Origin of the sequence: Variovorax sp. V118 (genome assembly GCF_041154445.1) — a bacterium.
GTDB lineage: Bacteria > Pseudomonadota > Gammaproteobacteria > Burkholderiales > Burkholderiaceae_C > Variovorax > Variovorax boronicumulans.
In genome coordinates this window covers 5,660,817-5,677,774 of sequence record NZ_AP028663.1, presented here as the reverse complement: position 1 = coordinate 5,677,774, position 16,958 = coordinate 5,660,817, and the positions used below count along the sequence as shown (strand labels likewise).

Below are 16,958 nucleotides of genomic sequence, written 5' to 3'. Positions count from 1 at the left end.
GCCAGCACCGTTCAAAAGGAACTCACTTGAGCGACCCCCAACGACAACAGGGCAGGCAGATCGTGTCTGCCACCGGCATCGAGAAACGCTTCGGCGCGCTGGACGTGCTGCGCGGCATCGACCTGTGCGCCCACGAGCACGACGTGGTCACGCTGATCGGTGCCAGCGGCTCGGGCAAGAGCACCTTCCTGCGCTGCCTCAACCTGCTCGAAGTGCCCGACGCAGGCACCGTCGCCATCGATGGCGAGGAGATCCGCATGCGCCGTTCGCCGGCAGGGCAGTCGAGCCCCGCCAGCAAGAGCCAGGTGAACCGGCTGCGCGCGGGCATCGGCATGGTGTTCCAGAACTTCAACCTGTGGAGCCACATGACCGTGCTGGAGAACGTGGCCATGCCGCCCATGAAGGTGCTGGGGCTGTCGCGCCGCGAAGCGACGGAACGGGCCGAAGCACTGCTGGCGAAGGTCGGGCTCGGCGACCGGCTGCGGCACTATCCGGCCCACATCTCGGGCGGCCAGCAGCAGCGCTGCGCCATCGCCCGCGCGCTGGCCATGGAGCCCAAGCTGCTGCTGTTCGACGAGCCCACGTCCGCCCTCGACCCCGAGCTCGTGGGCGAGGTGCTGAAGGTGATCCGCCTGCTCGCCGAGGAGGGGCGCACCATGGTGATGGTCACCCACGAGATGGCGTTCGCACGCGAGGTCTCGACCGAGGTCGCCTTCCTGCACAAGGGAAAGATCGAGGAACGCGGGGCGCCTGCCGACGTGTTCGGCAATCCGCGCAGCGAGCGTTGCCGCAAGTTCCTCGACAGCGTTCTGTAGCCACGACATCACGAACCAAGAACTGGAGACGAAATGAAGAAATGGTTGTTCGCAGGCCTGCTGGCCGCGTGCTCCGTCGCCGCCATGGGGCGCGAGATCAAGGCCGGGGTGCAGTGCACCTATCCGCCCTTCAACTACCGCGATGCGTCGGGCGAGCTGAAGGGCTTCGAGATCGACATCGCCCGCGAGATCGGGCGGCGGATGAACGCCAACGTGCAGTTCGTCTGCCTGGGGTTCGACGGCCTGATTCCCGCGCTGCTTTCCAGGAAGATCGACATCGTCACGTCGAGCCTGTCGATCACCGAGGCGCGCAAGAAGAGCATCGACTTCTCCGTTCCCTACCGGGCCTCGACGGCGCGCTTCGTGGGCCGCAAGAACGGGGGGCTGCTCCCGATGAAGCCCGACAACACGCCCAACGCGGGCGCGCTCAAGGGCAAGGTGGTGGGCGTGCAGCGGGCCACCACGAACGACAGCTACCTTGCGGGCGAGTTCGCCGGCGTCGAGATCACGCGCTACGACTCGGCCGAGAACATGCTGCTGGACCTCGTGGCCGGCCGCATCGACCTCATGCTCGTGAGTCCCATGAAGGTTCGCACCGACTTCCTGGAGAAGCCGGAAGGGCGCAACTACGAGTTCGTCAGCCCCGAGATCGAGGCGCCCAAGTACCTGGGCGAAGGCGTGGCCGTCGGCTTGCCCAAGGGGAGCACGGCGCTGCGCGACGAGATCAACGCGGCGCTCAAGGGCATGTTTGCCGACGGGACCTTCAAGGCGATCAACCAGAAGTACTGGAGCTTCAGCGTGCTGCCCGCGGTCTGGCACTGACGCCGTCGTGCCGCCGAATCCGCTCATCGAGGGCTGACGACACCATGGACATGTTCAACGGCTGGGGGCCGACCATCGCGCAAGGTGCCTGGACGACCGTGGAGGTGGCGCTGGTGTCGTCGGTGTTCGGCATCGCGCTGGGGTTGTTGGGCGCGGCGGCCTGCCTGTCCCGCTTCAAGGCGGTGCGCTGGCTGGCCGAGGCCTACATCACGGCGATACGGGGCATCCCGCAACTGCTGCTGATCCTGATGGTGTACTTCGGCAGCACGGTGGTCCTGAGCCGGCTGCTCGCGCTGGTCAGGCCCGACGCGGGCATGGTCGAAATCCCGCCGTATCCGGCGGGCGTCTTTGCACTGGCCCTGATCTTCGGCGGCTACGCCTCGGAGGTGTTCCGCGGCGCGCTCACGGCCATTCCCCGCGGGCAGGTGGAGGCCGGCATGGCCGTGGGCATGGGCACCCTGCAGATCTTCTTCGTGATCCAGTGCCCGCAGATGCTGCGGCTGGCGCTGCCGGGCCTGGGCAACATCTGGATCTCGACGCTCAAGGACACGTCGCTGATCTCCATCGTGGGGCTGAGCGAGCTGATGAAGGCCTCCGAACTGGCCACCAGCGACACGCGCCGCGCCCTGTTCTTCTACCTCAGTGCCGGCGCCATCTACCTCACGCTGACCGTGCTGAGTTCGCTCGTGCTGCATCAGCTCGAGCGTCGCGGCGCCCGTGGCGAAAGGACGGCCTGACCATGGATGTCGAACTCATTGTCGAGAGCCTTCCGGTGCTCTGGCAGGGCGCGCTGCTCACGCTGGAACTCTTCGCGATCACGATGGTGCTCGCGACGCTGCTGGCGGTGCCGCTGGCCATCGTGCGCGTCCAGAAGGCCTGGTGGCTGCGCTGGCCCGTCGAGGTGTTCTCGCAGGTCTTCCGGGGCACGCCGCTGCTGGTGCAGATCTTCATCGTGTACTACGGCATTGCCCAGATCGATGCGGTGCGCGACAGCTGGGCCTGGCCCTACCTGCGCAAGCCCTACTGGTGCGCCGTCATCACCTTCGTGCTGAACACGACGGCCTACGCCGTGCACATCTTCCGCGGGGCGATCCAGGCGGTGCCGCACGGGGAGGTCGAGGCCGGGCAGGCCTTCGGGCTTTCTTTCGGTGCGCTGTACCGCCACGTCATCCTTCCACGGGCGATGCTGCTGGCGCTGCCGGCCTACGGCAACGAGGTGATCAAGACGATCAAGCGCACCTCGCTGGCCAGCGCCATCACGCTCTCGGAGCTGACGGGCGTAGCCAACACCCTGGTGGCGCGCACCTTCGCACCCTACGAGATCTTCATTGCGGCCGGGTTGATCTACCTTGCCTTCGCGTTCGCCGCCAACCACCTGGTGCGGCGGCTGGAGCACCGCATGTCTCGCCATCTTCGCCACTTGCCGGCGCAGCACGGCACCGGGCCCATGCCCACTTGATCCAGGAGACCGCGTGTCCACTTCTTCCGTTCCAGAGTCGGCGATGGCCGAATTCCTCGCCTTCGCCCATGGGCTGGCCGACGCCAGCGGCGCCATCCTGCGCGAGAACCTGTACAGCCGCAGGGGCTTCGAGTCCAAGGAGGACGACAGCCCCGTCACCGTCGTGGACAAGCATGTCGAGCAGACGCTGCGCACGCTGATCCGCCACCGCTATCCCTCGCACGGCATCCTCGGCGAGGAGTTCGAGGGCCAGGACCTCGATGCCGAGTACGTCTGGGTGCTCGACCCGATCGACGGCACCAAGGCCTTCATCACGGGCATTCCCATCTACGGGACGCTGATTTCGCTGGCGCGCCACGGCACGCCGATCATCGGCGTGATCGACCACCCCATCACCAACGACCGATGGGCCGGGGCGCAGGGCCAGCCGTCCACCTTCAACGGCCAGCGCATCCGCAGCCGCGAGTGCCCGTCGCTGGCCGACGCGCTGGTGTCGTGCAGCAACCCGGAGCCCTTCGGGCCGCGCGAGCGCGAGGCGTTCGAGACGCTGCGCAGCGCCGCCAAATGGTGCGTGTACGGATCGAGCTGCTATGCGTACGGCTGCATCGCCAACGGAACGATCGACATCGGCATCGACTGCGGCCGCCACCGCGAGGTCGACTACTGCGCGCTGGTGCCGGTGATCGAGGGCGCCGGCGGCGTCATCACCGATTGGGAGGGGCGCCCGCTCACGATCTACTCCGGCAACCGGCTGGTCGCGTCGGGCAACCCCCGCCGCCACGAGGAGGTCCTGCGCATGCTTGCGGGCGCCTAGCGCGGGCGACCGGGCCGTATATTCGAAGGCCGCCGCAGCCCTGTCCGGCACGGGCGGCATGGAGATCTCGTATGCCGCGGCACTTCAACTACCCGACCTGGAGTTCGCTCTCGCTGGACCGCAGCGGGTCCGATCCGCTGCACGTCCAGGTGTTCGAGCAGATCCGCCAGGCCATCGTGCAGGGCCGGATCTCCAAGAACTCGCGGCTGCCGCCCACCCGCCAGCTGGCCGCGGAACTCGGCGTGTCCCGCAACACCGTGGTCCTGGTCTACGAACGGCTGCTGGCCGAGGGCTATGTCAGCGGCCGCGTCGGGGCGGGCACCTACATTGCCGCTGTGCTGCCCGAGGAGCGCAGCGCGCCGGCCGGGGCGCCGTCGAACGCCCCCGTCGCCGCGCCGGCGCCCCGGCACATCTCGCGGCGCGCGCAGGCGATGTCCGAACTGGCGCTGCCGCCCGAGCGCAATGCCACGTTCGACCTCAGCCCGACCGTGCCCGCGCTCGACCAGCTGCCGTTCGAGCAGTTCGCCAAGGTCTCGTCGCAGTACTGGCGCTCGGCGCCGGCCGCGGAGCTGGGCTACGGCTCGCCGATGGGGCTGCCCGAACTGCGCCAGCAGATCGCGGACTATGTGGGCGAGGCACACGGCATTTCCTGCCTGCCGGACCAGGTGCTCGTGGTCGACGGCACGACGCAGGGCTTCGTGCTGGCAGGCCAGGTGCTGACCGACCACGGCGATCGCATCATCGTGGAAGACCCGGGCTACATCACCCGGCTTGCCGCGTTGATGGGCTTCGGTGCGGACCTGGTGCCGGTGCCCATCGACCTGCAGGGCCTGGACAGCAGCCGGTTCGACAGCCATGCGCCGGACGCGCGGCTGATCGTGGCGTCGCCCACCAACCAGTTCCCCTTCGGCAGCACGATGCCGCTGGAGCGGCGCCTCTCGCTCTTGCAGTGGGCGCACGAGCGCAATGCCTGGGTGATCGAGTACGACTTCAACAACGCCTTCCATTTCCGGGGCAGGCCGCTGCCTCCGCTGGCGGCGCTGGACCACGGGGGGCGGGTCATCTACATCGGGAACTTCAACCGCTCCATCTCGCCCGCGCTCAACCTGGCCTACCTGGTGGTCCCGCCCGACCTGGCGGACGCTTTCGCCTGCGCCACGCAGATCTTCTCGTTCAAGGCGTCCATGCCGACCCAGGGCGTGGTGGCCGACTTCATGGCGAGCGGGCAGCTGGCGGCTCACATCCGGCGCATGGGCGTGCGCTATCGCGAACGCGCGCAGCTCATGGAGCACTGCTTCAGGACGCTGGTGGGGCGCGATTTCGAGCTGTCGACCACCGGCTCGGGGCTGCACCTGTCGGCCATCTCGCGCACGCCGATCGACGATGCGGCGGTTTCCCAGGCGCTGCTGGCGCACCGTATCGATGTGCCCGCGATCTCCGCCTATTGCCTGAGCGAGCAGGTCCGCACCGGCTTCGTCTTCGGGTTCGGCAACACGCCCGCCGAGCGGATCGCCCCGGCGTTGGCGCTCTTTGGCAGTGCGGTCGCGAACGCCTGAGGCGCGCCCATGGCCTTCAATTGTTTCGAATCCGTGAACACCGCGGTTCGTTTTGCTACGGGTTTTTACCTAGATCGAGGCGCACAATTCATCTCACGGACCAGCCCTCAAAGCTGATCTGGGTGAACAGGGCCCCGAGCGAGGTGGCCGCCCTCCGAAAAAGAACAGAGGGGCGGTGACCCACCCAAGACCGGTTCGACATCCGAAGCAAGAACTTGAACTGAATTGAAGAAGGAAGAAATCCAAATGACCGCCTCGAAGATCCTCTCCGCCGTTGCTGTTGCCCTGATGGCCGTTGCCGGCGCCGCCCATGCCGAAAGCTATGAAGGCGTGCATCAACTGACCTCGGCCGCCAGCCGCGCCGACGTCGCCGCGCAAGCCGTCGTGGCCGCGCACAGCGCCAACCCCTACGCCACCGGCGCCAATGCAGGCCCCGCGCAAGTGATCGTCTCGACCGCCAGCCGCGCTGCCGTGCGTGCCGACGCTGTCGCCGCCGCACACAGCGCCGACCCGTACGCCGAAGGCGCTTCGTCGGGCGTGGCCCCGATCGTCGCCAGCACCGTCGACCGCGCTGCGGTTCGTGCCGCAGCCCGCGCTGCCGCCCACGGCGACGCACTGCCGCTGTAAGCAACAGCCCGAATGCTTCGCCGATGGGATCGGCGAGCGTTCCAGGTCTTCATGAAAGCCGGCCCTGCCAACGCAGGGCCGGCTTTTTTCATGGGCCATGACCGTGAATTCTTGGCCGAAAGTCACATTGCCTTGGCCTTGCGCATCCCTCATGATTTGGGCGTGGGAGGGATGGCCGCCAGAGCGCATGCTTTCGCATTAACGCATCGCCGTGGTGCGGACACGCGAGAATCGAGCGTCGTTCCGACCGCGAAAAATGAAAGCACATCCGTCGCCGACCAAGCGACGACCCACTACGCATGGCCCTCACTCTCGACCCCGAAGACACGCGCGGACGCATCCACGACCTGGTGTGGAGCGGCTTCCATGCCGATGCCGACATCGGCTGGATGATCACCGACGAGTACCTCGATCCGGATGAGCTCACGCCCGAGGACCGCGCCTGGATCAAGGCCGAAACCACGCGCGCCTGCGCCGCCAAGCGCGCCGCCGAGGCGCAGTGGCCCGCGCAGACCGAGTACGACCGGCTCGAGGCCGTGTTCGCGCAGCTGCGCAGCGAAAAGATCATCGCCCTGCACCGCGCGGGCAACACGCTGTCCGACGGGCACGACGACGTGCGCGAGCAGTGGCGTGCGGCGGGCCGGCTCGAGTCGGGCATCCGCGGCTGCTGCTTCTATCACTCGCAGGACCTGGACGGCGCCGTGCGTTCCGGCCGCCTGTACCTCGCCTTCAGCGGCGGCATGATCCCCGAGATCGCGCAGCGCGAAGCCAACACCGTCGTGGTCGGCCGCCGCATCGTCGAGCTGCTGCGCGACGCCGGCTTCGGCGCGCAATGGAGCGGCAACATCAACGAGCGCATCGAAGCCGACCTCGGCCAATGGCGCAAGCGAGGCCCCGCCGCGTGAGTGCGCAGGCCTGGCAGCCGCCGCGCCGCATCGACGCGATCGACTTCTGGCTGCGCTCGCGGCTGCTCGCCACGGCCCACGCCCTGCGCGAAACCCTGCGGCCCTCGGCCCGGCGCTGGCCCGGCGGCACGCACGCACTGGCCGATGCGCCGGTGCTCGCGCAGTACCGAACCCCCTTGTGGTCCGACGGCCGGGCCGATGAATTCCCCTTGGTCGCCGGCAAGGTGCACAACCTGCGCGTGGCGCGGCCGGCCTTCGACGCCATCGAGGTGCCGGCCGGCGAAGTGCTGAGCTTCTGGCGCCAGCTGGGGCGGCCGGGCGCCGGGCGCGGCTTCGTGGTCGGGCGCGAGGTGCGCGGCGGCTGCGTGGTGCCGACGCTGGCCGGCGGGCTGTGCCAGCTGTCGAACGCACTGGCCACCGTGGCCGTGCGCGCGGGCTTCGAGCTGGTCGAGCGCCACGGCCACACGGCACGCATCGAGCAGGCCGACGCGCCGGATGGCGACGCCGTCGATGCGACGGTGTTCTGGAACTACGTCGACGTCAAGCTGCGCGCCCGGCACGCCTGGCGGCTCGAAGTGGCGTTGACCGACACCGAGCTCGTGGTGCGCATCCGTGCGCGCACGCCGCGGGTGGTGTCGGCCGAGCCCGTCACGCTGCGGCGCACGAACGACGACGCACCCACCGCGCTGCCGCTTGCGCGCGGCTGCCTGAGCTGCGACCAGACGGCGTGCTTTCGCCACCGTCCGCCGGTCGACGTCGGCGCCGAAGGGCGCACCGCCGTGCTCGTCGATGGCTGGACGCCGGAGTTCGCACGCCACCTGCGCGAGGCGCATCCGCAGGCGCCGCGCATGCAGCCCGTGCCGCTGCGGCTCGCGTTCTGGCGCGTGCCTGCTGCGGGGTGGCATCGCGAGCCCGTGATGAACGCAGCGGTGACCACCGTGTGGGCCGCGAGCCTGCGCCGCGCCGTCTGGCAGCGGCTCTGGGCACGGCAGGCGGGCCGGCGCCAGGCCAGCCTGATCGACGGCCAGCGCTGGCTCGCGCAGGCCTTTGCCGCGCGGCTGGTGCCGGCGCACACACACCTGGTGGTCGAGCAGCCGCTGCTGCCGCACCTGCAGCGCCTCGGCGTGCTCGACGGGCGCCGCATCACCGTGCTGGCCAGCGCACTGCCCATGGCCGACATTGAAAAGAAGCTCGATGCCGCCTCGCAGCGCTGGCCCGGCGACGCCACCTTGCGCGACTTCCGCGCCGATGCGTCGCTGGTGCGCGATGAAGCACTGGCGCTCGCGCGCGCGGCAGTCGTCGTCACGCCGCATGCCGCGGTGGCGCAGGCCATGGCGCAGTACGCGCCGCAGGCCACGCTGCAGCGGCTCGACTGGGCGCTGCCGCAGGTGAAGGCCACGCACTGCAAGCGCGAAGAACCACCGCTCGTCGTGTTCGCCGCCAGCGCACTGGCGCGCAAGGGCGCGCGCGAACTCGCCGCCGCGCTGCAAGGCTGGCCGTGCCGCCTGCGCGTGCTCGGCGCACCGTCGGACGACGCGCAGCTCTGGCACGGCATCGAACCCCCTCAACACATGAACTGGCAAGGCGACTGGCTGGCCGGTGCGAGCGTTGTCGTGCTGCCCGCGCACGTCGAGCACGCCCCGCGCGCATTGCTGCGCGCCGTGGCGGCCGGCGTGCCCGTGGTGGCATCGACGGCCTGCGGCCTGGCCGGCGTGCCGGGCGTGCACGAGGTCGCACCCGGCGACATCGACGCACTGCGCACCGCCTTGCAGCAGGCCGCCCGCCTGACCTGAACGGAGAACAACCCCCGTGGCATCGATCGAACAGGCCCGCGCGGCCCTGGCTTCCCATGGCGCGCTGGCGCCGCAATCCGCCGCCGAGCACTGGCATGGCGAGCTGGCCTTGCCCGCCGCCCTCGTCACCTTCTACGAACAGGTCGGCCCGCTCGGCGAGTGGGTCAACGAGCGCGTGGGCTACGCGGGCCTCACGGTGCCGACCACGGGCAACCCGTTCAGCATTCCCGCGCTCTCGCGCCTGTGGCAACTGCAAGCCGGCTACCGCTGGCACGGCATCACCGGCGAGCGCATCGCCGACTGGCCTGACCATTGGCTCGTGGTGGCCGACCAGGGCGCCGATCCGTTCATCTTCGACCTGCGCACCGGCGCGATCCAGTTCGCGATGCACGGCACGGGCGCCTGGGAGGAAGACGAACCGCTCTTCGCCGACATCTTCGAGATGGCCGCCTGCCTGGGCACCATCGGCCAGGTGTGGGACGAAGCGGGCGACGCCATCTTCACCGACGAGGACGACTGCGAGGTCGACCCGGTGCACCGCGCGCGCCTGGTCGAGCGCCTCGTGCCGCTGCTGGGGAGCGCCGCGGCGGCCGAAGGCATCGTCGACGTGTTCGGCTGGTAAGACAAAAAAGAAGACACATGAGCATCGACCTGCAGACCCTCAAATGCGGCGAGTGCGGCAGCAGCGCGCTGCGCCGCACCGGCCTGAACGAATACACCTGCGCGCATTGCGGCTCGATGTCGCTGGTGGAAGACGACGTGTCCGACCGCCTCGAGCGCGTGCTGCAGCAGGTCAAGCACCACGCCGGCCAGCAGATCGCGGCCGAACAGGCGCTGCGCCAGAAGCAGATGGTGCGCACGATCGGCTTCGTCGTGATCGGCTTTCTCGGCGTGGCGGTGGCCGTCCAGGTCGCGATGCTGCTGTTCGGCTCCGGCAAGCGCAGCGATACGCCTTCGGTGGCGCGCTCGATCGTCGAGCGCACCATCGCGACCGACGGCCTGAAGCTCTCCGAGCCGCGCCAGGTGCTGGTCGGCGAGCGGCCGAAGCTGCTGGTGCTGGCGCGCAACGAGACCGGTCGGCCGCTCGAACGGCCCGGCCTGAAGGTGGTGTTCCACGACGGCGACACGCGGTTGAACGAGCGCAACGAATCCCTGCCGATCGACGTGCTGATGCCCGGCGAGTCCGCGCCCGTGCTGGTCGACCTGCCCTCGGGCCAGAACGTCACGCGGCAGGACGTGACGGTCGAGAAGCTGTCCGAACCGCGCAGCGCCGCCGAGGGGCCGCGCCTGGCGTTCTCGCGTGTGCGGCTGGTGCAGCAGGGCGAGCGCGTGCGCCTGGTCGGGCGCCTCGTGCATGCGGGCGCGCCCGGTGCGCCGGCGTTCGGCAGCATCGAGGCGCTGGTCACGCTGTACGACGACGCGGGCCAGGTGATCGGCGTCGGTCGCGGCCATGCGCCGGGGTCCGAGCTGGCGCCCGGCGCACGCACGGCGATCGATGTCGACCTCAGCCGCTTCGGCCGCGCCGCCGCCATCGCGGCGTGGGACTACCGCATCGGCTACCGCACGGTCACGCCCTCGGGCGCGCGCACGACGGTGCTGAGCGCCGACCGCGTGATCCGCACGGCCGGCGCGCCGGAGGCCTTCCACCCCGACCTGCGGCTGGGCACCGAAGACCTGCTGGCCGACGACAGCGAGCGCTTCGACCCGCGGCAACTCGAACTGCTGCCACTGGTGGCGGGGCGCAGCACGATCCAGCGGCCGCTGTTCATGACCGAGCTGGTGAACCGCAGCACCGACGCCATCGCCATTGCGCCCGGCGCCGTGATCTCGCGCTTCGGCGGCAGCACCGCCGACGGCACCACGCGCCTCGACGCATTGGCCTCCCTGTACCCGGGCGAGCGCTTTCCGGTCCTGCTGGAGCCCAAGGCCGTGGACCGCATCACGCAGACCCGCGTCGAGTGGAAGCCGATGCGCCGCGCCGCACTGCCCGGCCCGCGCAAGCCGCTGGAGGTGCAGGTGACGGGCACGCAGGCAGGCACCGGCAGCGTGCTGCTCAACTTCAGCCAGCGCTTCACCTACAAGAGCGTGGAGGTCACGGGCACGGTGAAGAACCCCGGCACGGCCATCGCGGCCAAGGTGCGACTGTGGGTGAGCCTGCGCGACCGCAACGACCAGCTGACCGGCTTCAAGCTGATCGAGAACCTGCCGGCCATCGCGCCGGGCGAGAGCGTGCCCTTCCAGGTCCATGTGACGCAGCACGGGCGCGATTTCGCGAGCGTCGCGACGCTATACCAAACCGAATAGCCCCGCGCGTGACGGCATCGGGCGGTTCGCGCCATGATCGCGCCATGATTCCGCTTTCGATCCTCGACCTTTCCCCGATCACCGAAGGCAGCGATGCCGCGCAGTCGTTCCGCAACTCGCTGTCGCTGGCGCAGCACGGCGAGGCGCTGGGCTACACGCGCTACTGGCTGGCCGAGCACCACGGCATGCCGGGCATCGCGAGCGCGGCCACGGCCGTGCTGCTGTCGCACGTGGGCGCGGGCACCTCCACCATCCGCATCGGCGCCGGCGGCGTGATGCTGCCGAACCACTCGCCGCTGGTGATCGCCGAGCAGTTCGGCACGCTGGAGTCGCTGTACCCGGGGCGCGTCGACCTGGGCCTGGGCCGCGCGCCCGGCTCCGACCAGCGCACCGCGCGCGCCCTGCGGCGCAACCTGGAGTCGGACGCCGACCAGTTCCCGCAGGACGTGATGGAGCTCATGGACTTCATGTCGAAGAACCCGCAGCAGGCCGTGCGCGCCGTGCCCGGCGCGGGGCTCGAGGTGCCGGTGTGGATCCTGGGCTCGAGCACCTTCGGCGCGCAGCTGGCGGCGCACCTGGGCCTGCCGTATGCCTTTGCCTCGCACTTCGCGCCGCAGCAGATCATGCAGGCCATCCAGATCTACCGCGAGACCTTCAAGCCCTCGGCGCAGCTGCAGAAACCGTACGTGATGCTGGGCTTCAACGTGTTCGCGGCCGACACCGACGCCGAGGCCGAGTTCCGCGCCACCTCGTGGCAGCAGGCCTTCGTGAACCTGCGCAGCGGCCGTCCGGGTCGCCTGCCGCCGCCGGTGGAGAACTACCGCCAGAAGGTCGGCCCGGCCGAGAACGCGCTGCTCGACTCGGTGCTGTCGTGCTCCGCGGTGGGCTCGGTCGAGACGGTGAAGCAGGGCGTGGAAGCGTTCGTGGCGCGCACCGGCGCCGACGAACTCATGATCACCTCGCAGGTGTTCGACCACGCGGCCCGGCTGCGCTCCTACGAGCTGCTGGCCGAAGCGTTCGGCCAGAAGAAGTAAGGCTCCGTCCTAGGCCCGCTTGCGGGCTTCCTCGTCCACGAGGTCCTTCTTCGAGAGCTTGCCCACGGCGGTCTTGGGCAGCTCGGCGCGGATCTCGAGCGCGCCGATCATCTCGTGCTTGCCCAGGCGGTTCTTCAGGAAGGCCTTGAGCGCGTCGAGCGTGAGCTCGTTTGCGCCGTCCTTCAGTTTCACGAAGGCCTTGGGCGACTGCCCGCGGTACTCGTCAGGCACGCCGATCACGCAGACCTCGGCCACCGACGGGTGCTCGTACACCGCCTCCTCGAGCACGCGCGGGTACACGTTGTAGCCGCCGCACAGCAGCATGTCCTTGGTGCGGTCGACGATGTAGAGGTAGCCGTCGGCGTCCATCTTCGCGACGTCGCCGCTGCGGAAGCAGCCGTCGGCCGTCATCGACTCGGCGGTGGCCTTCGGGTTGTTCCAGTAGCCCTTCATGACGTTCGGGCCCTGCACGCACAGCTCGCCGGGCTCGCCGAACGCGGTCACGTCCTTCGTCGGGTCGTCCAGGCTCACGAGCTTGATGCGCACGCGCGGCAGCGGCATGCCGCACGAGCCCGCCTTGCGCACGCCGCGCGCGGGCGTGAAGGTGCCTACGGGCGAGGTCTCGGTCATGCCCCAGCCTTCGTTGAGGTGGCAGCCGGTGAGTTCGAAGAAGCGCTGCTCCACCTCCACCGGCAGCGGCGCGCCGCCGGAGCCGCAGAACTTCAGCGAGCGCAGGTCCATCTCCTTGGCCTTGGGGTGCGCAAGGATGGCGGTGTACATGGTCGGCACGCCGGGGAACACGCTGATCTTGCTGGCCGCGAGCTCGTTCATCACTGCGTCGACATCGAAGCGCGTGTGCAGCACCAGCGCCGCGCCCAGGCGCACGCCCAGCAGCATCGCGGCGCTGAGCGCGAAGATGTGGAACAGCGGCAGCACGACCAGGAAACGCTCCTTGCCTTCGTCCAGGATGGGCGGATCGCCCTTGGTCGATTCGTAGTACTGCGCCGAGGCCGACGTGAGGTTGGCGTGCGTGAGCATCGCGCCCTTGGGCAGGCCGGTGGTGCCGCCGGTGTACTGCAGCACGACGATCTCTTCGGCCAGGTCGCCCTGCGGATAGGTCTGGTGCGTGCCTTCGCTCTTGAGCAGGTCGGTGAAGCGCACGTGCCGGTCGTCGGTAGGCACCGGTGCGATTTGGCCCGCGGCCTGCAGCTGGGCCTGCACCTTGTCGCCCGCCGCGCCGTAGTCGCAGAGGCTGCCGACCACCAGCGTCTTCAGGCGCGAGCTGTCGAGCAGGCGCGCCATCAGCGGATACAGGTTCACGAGGTCGAGCGTGACGAGGATGTCGGTGCGGCTGTCCTCGATCTTGTGGGCCAGCACGCGCTCGGCGTCCAGCGGCGAGTAGTTCACCACCGTGCCGCCGGCCTTGAGCACGGCGAAGAAGGCGATCGGGTAGTGCGGCGTGTTCGGCAGGTACAGGCCGACGTGCACGCCCGGCTTCACGCCCAGGTCCTGCAGGCCCTTGGCGGCGCGGTCGACCGCGTCACCAAGCTGGCGGTAGCTGAGCGACTGGCCCATGAACTCGACGGCCGAATGGTCGGGCCAGCGCGCGACCGCTTCGTCGAGCATCTGCTGCACCGGCTTGACGGGCAGGTCGGCGTCCCAGCGCATGCCGGGCGGGTAGTTGCGCGTCCAGGGGGTGGGGTCGCCAGAGAGGGAAGGGGTCGCCATGCGTGTTGTCTCCGCTGTGTTTCGGGGCACTGTAGCGCCGGCCTTTCGCATCGTGGAGTGGCGGCTGACAAGCCGGCGACACGGGTTTTCCCGATTTCCCACACGCCGGATGCCCCTGTCGCCGGGCTGGGACAATGGCGGGCTTATGGCAAAACAACGGATCGTGGTCGGGCTGAGCGGCGGGGTGGACTCCGCGGTCACCGCGCACCTGCTCAAGCAGCAGGGGCACGAGGTGGTCGGCATCTTCATGAAGAACTGGGAAGACGACGACGACAGCGAGTACTGCTCGTCGAACATCGACTTCGTGGACGCCGCCAGCGTGGCCGACGTGCTGGGCATCGAGATCGAGCACGTCAACTTCGCCGCCGACTACAAGGACCGCGTGTTCGCCGAGTTCCTGCGCGAATACAAGGCCGGCCGCACGCCGAACCCCGACGTGCTGTGCAACGCCGAGATCAAGTTCAAGGCCTTTCTCGACCACGCCATGCGGCTGGGCGCCGAGAAGATCGCCACCGGCCACTACGCGCGCGTGCGCCTGAACGAGGCCACGGGCCGGCACGAGCTGCTCAAGGGGCTGGACAACTCGAAGGACCAGAGCTACTTCCTGCACCGCCTGAACCAGGCCCAGCTGTCGAAGACGCTGTTTCCGGTCGGCGAGCTGCACAAGACCGAGGTGCGCCGCATCGCGGAAGAAATCGGCCTGCCCAACGCGAAGAAGAAGGACTCGACCGGCATCTGCTTCATCGGCGAGCGGCCGTTCCGCGACTTCCTGAACCGCTACATCTCCAAGGAGCCGGGCCCGATCAAGGACGACCGCGGCCGCAAGCTCGGCGAGCACCAGGGCCTGAGCTTCTACACGCTGGGCCAGCGCCAGGGGCTGGGCATCGGCGGCGTGAAGGAAAAGGGCGCGCAGCGCGGCGCGGGCGACCATTCGCCCTGGTTCGTCGCGCGCAAGGACGTCGAGAAGAACACGCTCTGGGTGGTGCAGGGCCACGACCATCCGTGGCTGCTGTCGTCCGAACTGAAGGCGGACGACGCGAGCTGGGTCGCCGGCGAGGCGCCCACCGCGGGCGCCTACGGTTCGAAGGCGCGCTACCGGCAGGCCGACGCAGCCTGCGAACTGGGCGAGGGCGCCAACGGCGCCTTCAGCCTGCGCTTCGGTGCGCCGCAATGGGCGGTCACGCCGGGGCAGTCGGCCGTGCTGTACGACGGCGAGCGCTGCCTCGGAGGCGGCGTCATCGTCTGAACAGGCCTCAGCGGGGCTGCCGCACGCTGTCTTCGGTGTGAATCAGCGCGAGCGGATGCCGCTTGCCGGCCAGGTGGTCCTCGACGCAGCGCAGCAGCAGCGGGCTGCGATGGCGCGCCATGCTGGCGCGGATTTCGTCCACGGTCATCCACAGCGTGCGCACGATGCCTTCGTCGAGCGCACGACCTTCCTCGCGCGCGCCCAGTTCGCCGGTGAAGGCAAAGCGCATGTAGGTCACGTCGGGCTGCTCGGCCGAGCGCGCCATGTACACGCCGAGCAGCGCGGTCGGCGTGAAGGCGTGGGCCGTTTCCTCGAGCGTCTCGCGGATGCAGCCGTCCTCGGGCGACTCGCCGGGGTCGAGGTGGCCGGCCGGGTTGTTGAGCTTCAGGCCGTCGTCGGTCTGCTCTTCGACGAGCAGGAAGCGGCCGTCTTGCTCGATCACCGCGGCCACGGTGACATTGGGTTTCCAGCGTGTGGGCATCGTGGGCGCGAGTCTATCGGCATCTCGGCTATCGCACGACATAGCCGCTGAAGCGCCAGATGCGGTCGGCGTCGAGCCGGAAGCTCACCAACTCGCGCAGCGTGCGGTGGGGTTGATTGCCGAAGCGGGTCTCGTACTCGACGCTGACGTACTGGCCGGCCGCATCGGCGTCCGGGTCGGTCACGACCTGCCGGTGCACGGCCACCCAGGTGCGCTGCTGCGGCCCGCCGAGCGGGGCGCGGCTCCTGGCCACCTTGCTGGCGAAGTCGGTGCGGGTGATGCGCTTGCGGGTGGCGGGCGTGGCGCCGTCCCACAGTTCGCCGGCCTGGTCGCGGTCGATCATCTGGATCGCCTGCAGGCCGCCGCGCACCATGTCGCTGGCCTCGACGTCTTCAGCGAGGGCGGGGAACAGGCCGCTGCACAGCAGGAGCAGTGCGGCCAGGAGGAGCCGGGGCATGGGGAAGGGCACTTGTTCGGACGGAACAAGTTGGAGGCCGACGGGGAGGAGGGGTTCCCCGCCCGGCCTGCCGGGGCGTGCGCTCAGCGAGCGTTGGAAGCTGCAGCGGCGGGCCGTGTGTCGACCTCGATGGTTTCCAGCCGGTAGCCCAGGCCGTACACGGCCAGCAGCAGGAAGCCGTTCGACGGGCGCAACTCGAGCTTGGTGCGCAGGCGCGACACGTGGGTGTCGAGCGAGCGCGACAGCGCCTCGACGCCCAGCCCCCAGACCGCCTCGTGCAGGTGCTCGCGCGAGAGCAGGCGCCCCAGGTTCTGGAACAGGAAGAGCGCGAGTTCGTACTCGCGGTTCTTCAGCTCGACCAGCTCGCCGTGGACCCGGATGGTGCGCGAGGGCGGAAAGAAGTGGTACGGGCCGAACACCATTTCGGGCTCGTTGCGCGAGGGGTAGGCGCGGCGCAGCAGCGCGTTGATGCGGGCTTCGAACTCGATCGGGCGCAGCGGCTTGGCCATGAAGTCGTCGGCACCGACATTGAGGCCTTCGACCATGTCGCTGTCGTCGTGGTGCTCGGTCACGAACAGGATCGGCATGCGGCTCTTGTAGTCCTGCCGGATCGTCTTGACGACGTCCGGGCCGTTCATGTCCGGCAGGCGCCAGTCGAGGACCAGCAGGTCGAAGGTTTCGCGGCGCATGGCGTGCAGCAGCGCCTTGCCGGCGGCGTACGTGTGGCACTCGTGACCGAGGCTCGCCATGGATTGGTTGATCAACCGGAGTTGGTCCGGCTCGGTGTCGAGTACTGCAATGCGCATTCCATTCCCTTGTTCCGCCCTGTGTGGACCTCTATGTGTCCGCAATATGAATCGAAGTGTATCTATCTGCGTCTGAAATCATTGCTGTGAATTGCTATTAATTCACGCAAA

17 protein-coding genes are annotated in these 16,958 nt (G+C 69.1%); 13 read left to right on the top strand and 4 right to left on the bottom strand.

The genetic code is table 11. The features are described from left to right. Positions 1 to 59 precede the first annotated feature (59 nt). From ACAM52_RS26325 to ACAM52_RS26270, 12 genes are all read left to right on the top strand, one after another. Entirely contained in the window at positions 60 to 815 is a 756-nt protein-coding gene (locus ACAM52_RS26325) for an ABC transporter ATP-binding protein (protein ID WP_369647784.1), read from the top strand. Positions 816 to 848: 33 nt separating this feature from the next. Beyond that, positions 849 to 1,637, top strand: a complete 789-nt coding sequence (locus ACAM52_RS26320) for a transporter substrate-binding domain-containing protein (RefSeq protein ID WP_369644996.1) — start codon at positions 849 to 851, stop codon at positions 1,635 to 1,637. Between the two features lie 44 nt (positions 1,638 to 1,681). Then, entirely contained in the window at positions 1,682 to 2,374 is a 693-nt protein-coding gene (locus tag ACAM52_RS26315) for an ABC transporter permease (protein ID WP_062480466.1), read from the top strand. A 2-nt stretch (positions 2,375 to 2,376) separates the two neighbouring features. After that, positions 2,377 to 3,096 (top strand): ABC transporter permease, encoded by a 720-nt coding sequence (locus ACAM52_RS26310; protein ID WP_062480468.1) that lies wholly within the window; start codon positions 2,377 to 2,379, stop codon positions 3,094 to 3,096. Positions 3,097 to 3,109: 13 nt separating this feature from the next. Continuing rightward, positions 3,110 to 3,910 (top strand): inositol monophosphatase family protein, encoded by an 801-nt coding sequence (locus ACAM52_RS26305; protein WP_206167823.1) that lies wholly within the window; start codon positions 3,110 to 3,112, stop codon positions 3,908 to 3,910. 71 nt (positions 3,911 to 3,981) lie between these two features. Then, entirely contained in the window at positions 3,982 to 5,466 is a 1,485-nt protein-coding gene (locus ACAM52_RS26300) for a PLP-dependent aminotransferase family protein (RefSeq protein WP_070063410.1), read from the top strand. 246 nt (positions 5,467 to 5,712) lie between these two features. Continuing rightward, entirely contained in the window at positions 5,713 to 6,093 is a 381-nt protein-coding gene (locus tag ACAM52_RS26295) for a hypothetical protein (RefSeq protein ID WP_062480474.1), read from the top strand. A 299-nt stretch (positions 6,094 to 6,392) separates the two neighbouring features. Continuing rightward, positions 6,393 to 6,998, top strand: a complete 606-nt coding sequence (locus ACAM52_RS26290) for a hypothetical protein (RefSeq protein WP_369644995.1) — start codon at positions 6,393 to 6,395, stop codon at positions 6,996 to 6,998. Then, positions 6,995 to 8,791, top strand: a complete 1,797-nt coding sequence (locus ACAM52_RS26285) for a VanW family protein (protein WP_369644994.1) — start codon at positions 6,995 to 6,997, stop codon at positions 8,789 to 8,791. Before ACAM52_RS26290 ends, ACAM52_RS26285 begins: the two co-directional genes overlap by 4 nt. A 16-nt stretch (positions 8,792 to 8,807) precedes the next feature. Beyond that, complete coding sequence (locus ACAM52_RS26280) at positions 8,808 to 9,413, top strand: hypothetical protein (protein WP_369644993.1); 606 nt, start codon at positions 8,808 to 8,810, stop codon at positions 9,411 to 9,413. A gap of 17 nt (positions 9,414 to 9,430) precedes the next feature. After that, on the top strand, positions 9,431 to 11,095 hold the full coding sequence (locus tag ACAM52_RS26275) for an FxLYD domain-containing protein (RefSeq protein WP_369644992.1): 1,665 nt from the start codon (positions 9,431 to 9,433) through the stop codon (positions 11,093 to 11,095). Between the two features lie 44 nt (positions 11,096 to 11,139). Beyond that, entirely contained in the window at positions 11,140 to 12,129 is a 990-nt protein-coding gene (locus ACAM52_RS26270; protein WP_369644991.1) for an LLM class flavin-dependent oxidoreductase, read from the top strand. Positions 12,130 to 12,138: 9 nt separating this feature from the next. On the opposite strand, the gene ACAM52_RS26265 is transcribed toward ACAM52_RS26270, so the two are convergent. Next, positions 12,139 to 13,857, bottom strand: coding sequence for a long-chain fatty acid--CoA ligase (locus tag ACAM52_RS26265; RefSeq protein WP_369644990.1), 1,719 nt, complete (start codon positions 13,855 to 13,857; stop codon positions 12,139 to 12,141). A 145-nt stretch (positions 13,858 to 14,002) separates the two neighbouring features. On the opposite strand from ACAM52_RS26265, the gene mnmA reads away from it, so the two are divergent. Next, positions 14,003 to 15,103, top strand: a complete 1,101-nt coding sequence (gene mnmA / locus ACAM52_RS26260; RefSeq protein ID WP_070063404.1) for a tRNA 2-thiouridine(34) synthase MnmA — start codon at positions 14,003 to 14,005, stop codon at positions 15,101 to 15,103. Positions 15,104 to 15,110: 7 nt separating this feature from the next. On the opposite strand, the gene ACAM52_RS26255 is transcribed toward mnmA, so the two are convergent. The 3 genes from ACAM52_RS26255 to ACAM52_RS26245 form a co-directional block, all read right to left on the bottom strand. Continuing rightward, positions 15,111 to 15,584 (bottom strand): NUDIX hydrolase, encoded by a 474-nt coding sequence (locus tag ACAM52_RS26255; protein WP_369644989.1) that lies wholly within the window; start codon positions 15,582 to 15,584, stop codon positions 15,111 to 15,113. A 28-nt stretch (positions 15,585 to 15,612) separates the two neighbouring features. Further along, positions 15,613 to 16,041: a DUF4019 domain-containing protein gene (locus ACAM52_RS26250; RefSeq protein ID WP_369644988.1), complete on the bottom strand. Its 429-nt coding sequence runs from the start codon at positions 16,039 to 16,041 to the stop codon at positions 15,613 to 15,615. An 83-nt stretch (positions 16,042 to 16,124) separates the two neighbouring features. Then, complete coding sequence (locus ACAM52_RS26245) at positions 16,125 to 16,847, bottom strand: response regulator transcription factor (RefSeq protein ID WP_062481504.1); 723 nt, start codon at positions 16,845 to 16,847, stop codon at positions 16,125 to 16,127. Positions 16,848 to 16,958 lie beyond the last annotated feature (111 nt).

Coding starts and splice junctions, on each gene's coding strand:
- ACAM52_RS26310 (WP_062480468.1), top strand. CDS start 2,377: ATGGATGTCGAACTCATTGTCGAGAGCCTTCCGGTGCTCTGGCAGGGC.
- ACAM52_RS26255 (WP_369644989.1), bottom strand. CDS start 15,584: ATGCCCACACGCTGGAAACCCAATGTCACCGTGGCCGCGGTGATCGAG.
- ACAM52_RS26320 (WP_369644996.1), top strand. CDS start 849: ATGAAGAAATGGTTGTTCGCAGGCCTGCTGGCCGCGTGCTCCGTCGCC.
- ACAM52_RS26295 (WP_062480474.1), top strand. CDS start 5,713: ATGACCGCCTCGAAGATCCTCTCCGCCGTTGCTGTTGCCCTGATGGCC.
- ACAM52_RS26265 (WP_369644990.1), bottom strand. CDS start 13,857: ATGGCGACCCCTTCCCTCTCTGGCGACCCCACCCCCTGGACGCGCAAC.
- ACAM52_RS26250 (WP_369644988.1), bottom strand. CDS start 16,041: ATGCCCCGGCTCCTCCTGGCCGCACTGCTCCTGCTGTGCAGCGGCCTG.
- ACAM52_RS26275 (WP_369644992.1), top strand. CDS start 9,431: ATGAGCATCGACCTGCAGACCCTCAAATGCGGCGAGTGCGGCAGCAGC.
- ACAM52_RS26245 (WP_062481504.1), bottom strand. CDS start 16,847: ATGCGCATTGCAGTACTCGACACCGAGCCGGACCAACTCCGGTTGATC.
- ACAM52_RS26290 (WP_369644995.1), top strand. CDS start 6,393: ATGGCCCTCACTCTCGACCCCGAAGACACGCGCGGACGCATCCACGAC.
- ACAM52_RS26315 (WP_062480466.1), top strand. CDS start 1,682: ATGGACATGTTCAACGGCTGGGGGCCGACCATCGCGCAAGGTGCCTGG.
- ACAM52_RS26270 (WP_369644991.1), top strand. CDS start 11,140: ATGATTCCGCTTTCGATCCTCGACCTTTCCCCGATCACCGAAGGCAGC.
- ACAM52_RS26300 (WP_070063410.1), top strand. CDS start 3,982: ATGCCGCGGCACTTCAACTACCCGACCTGGAGTTCGCTCTCGCTGGAC.
- mnmA (WP_070063404.1), top strand. CDS start 14,003: ATGGCAAAACAACGGATCGTGGTCGGGCTGAGCGGCGGGGTGGACTCC.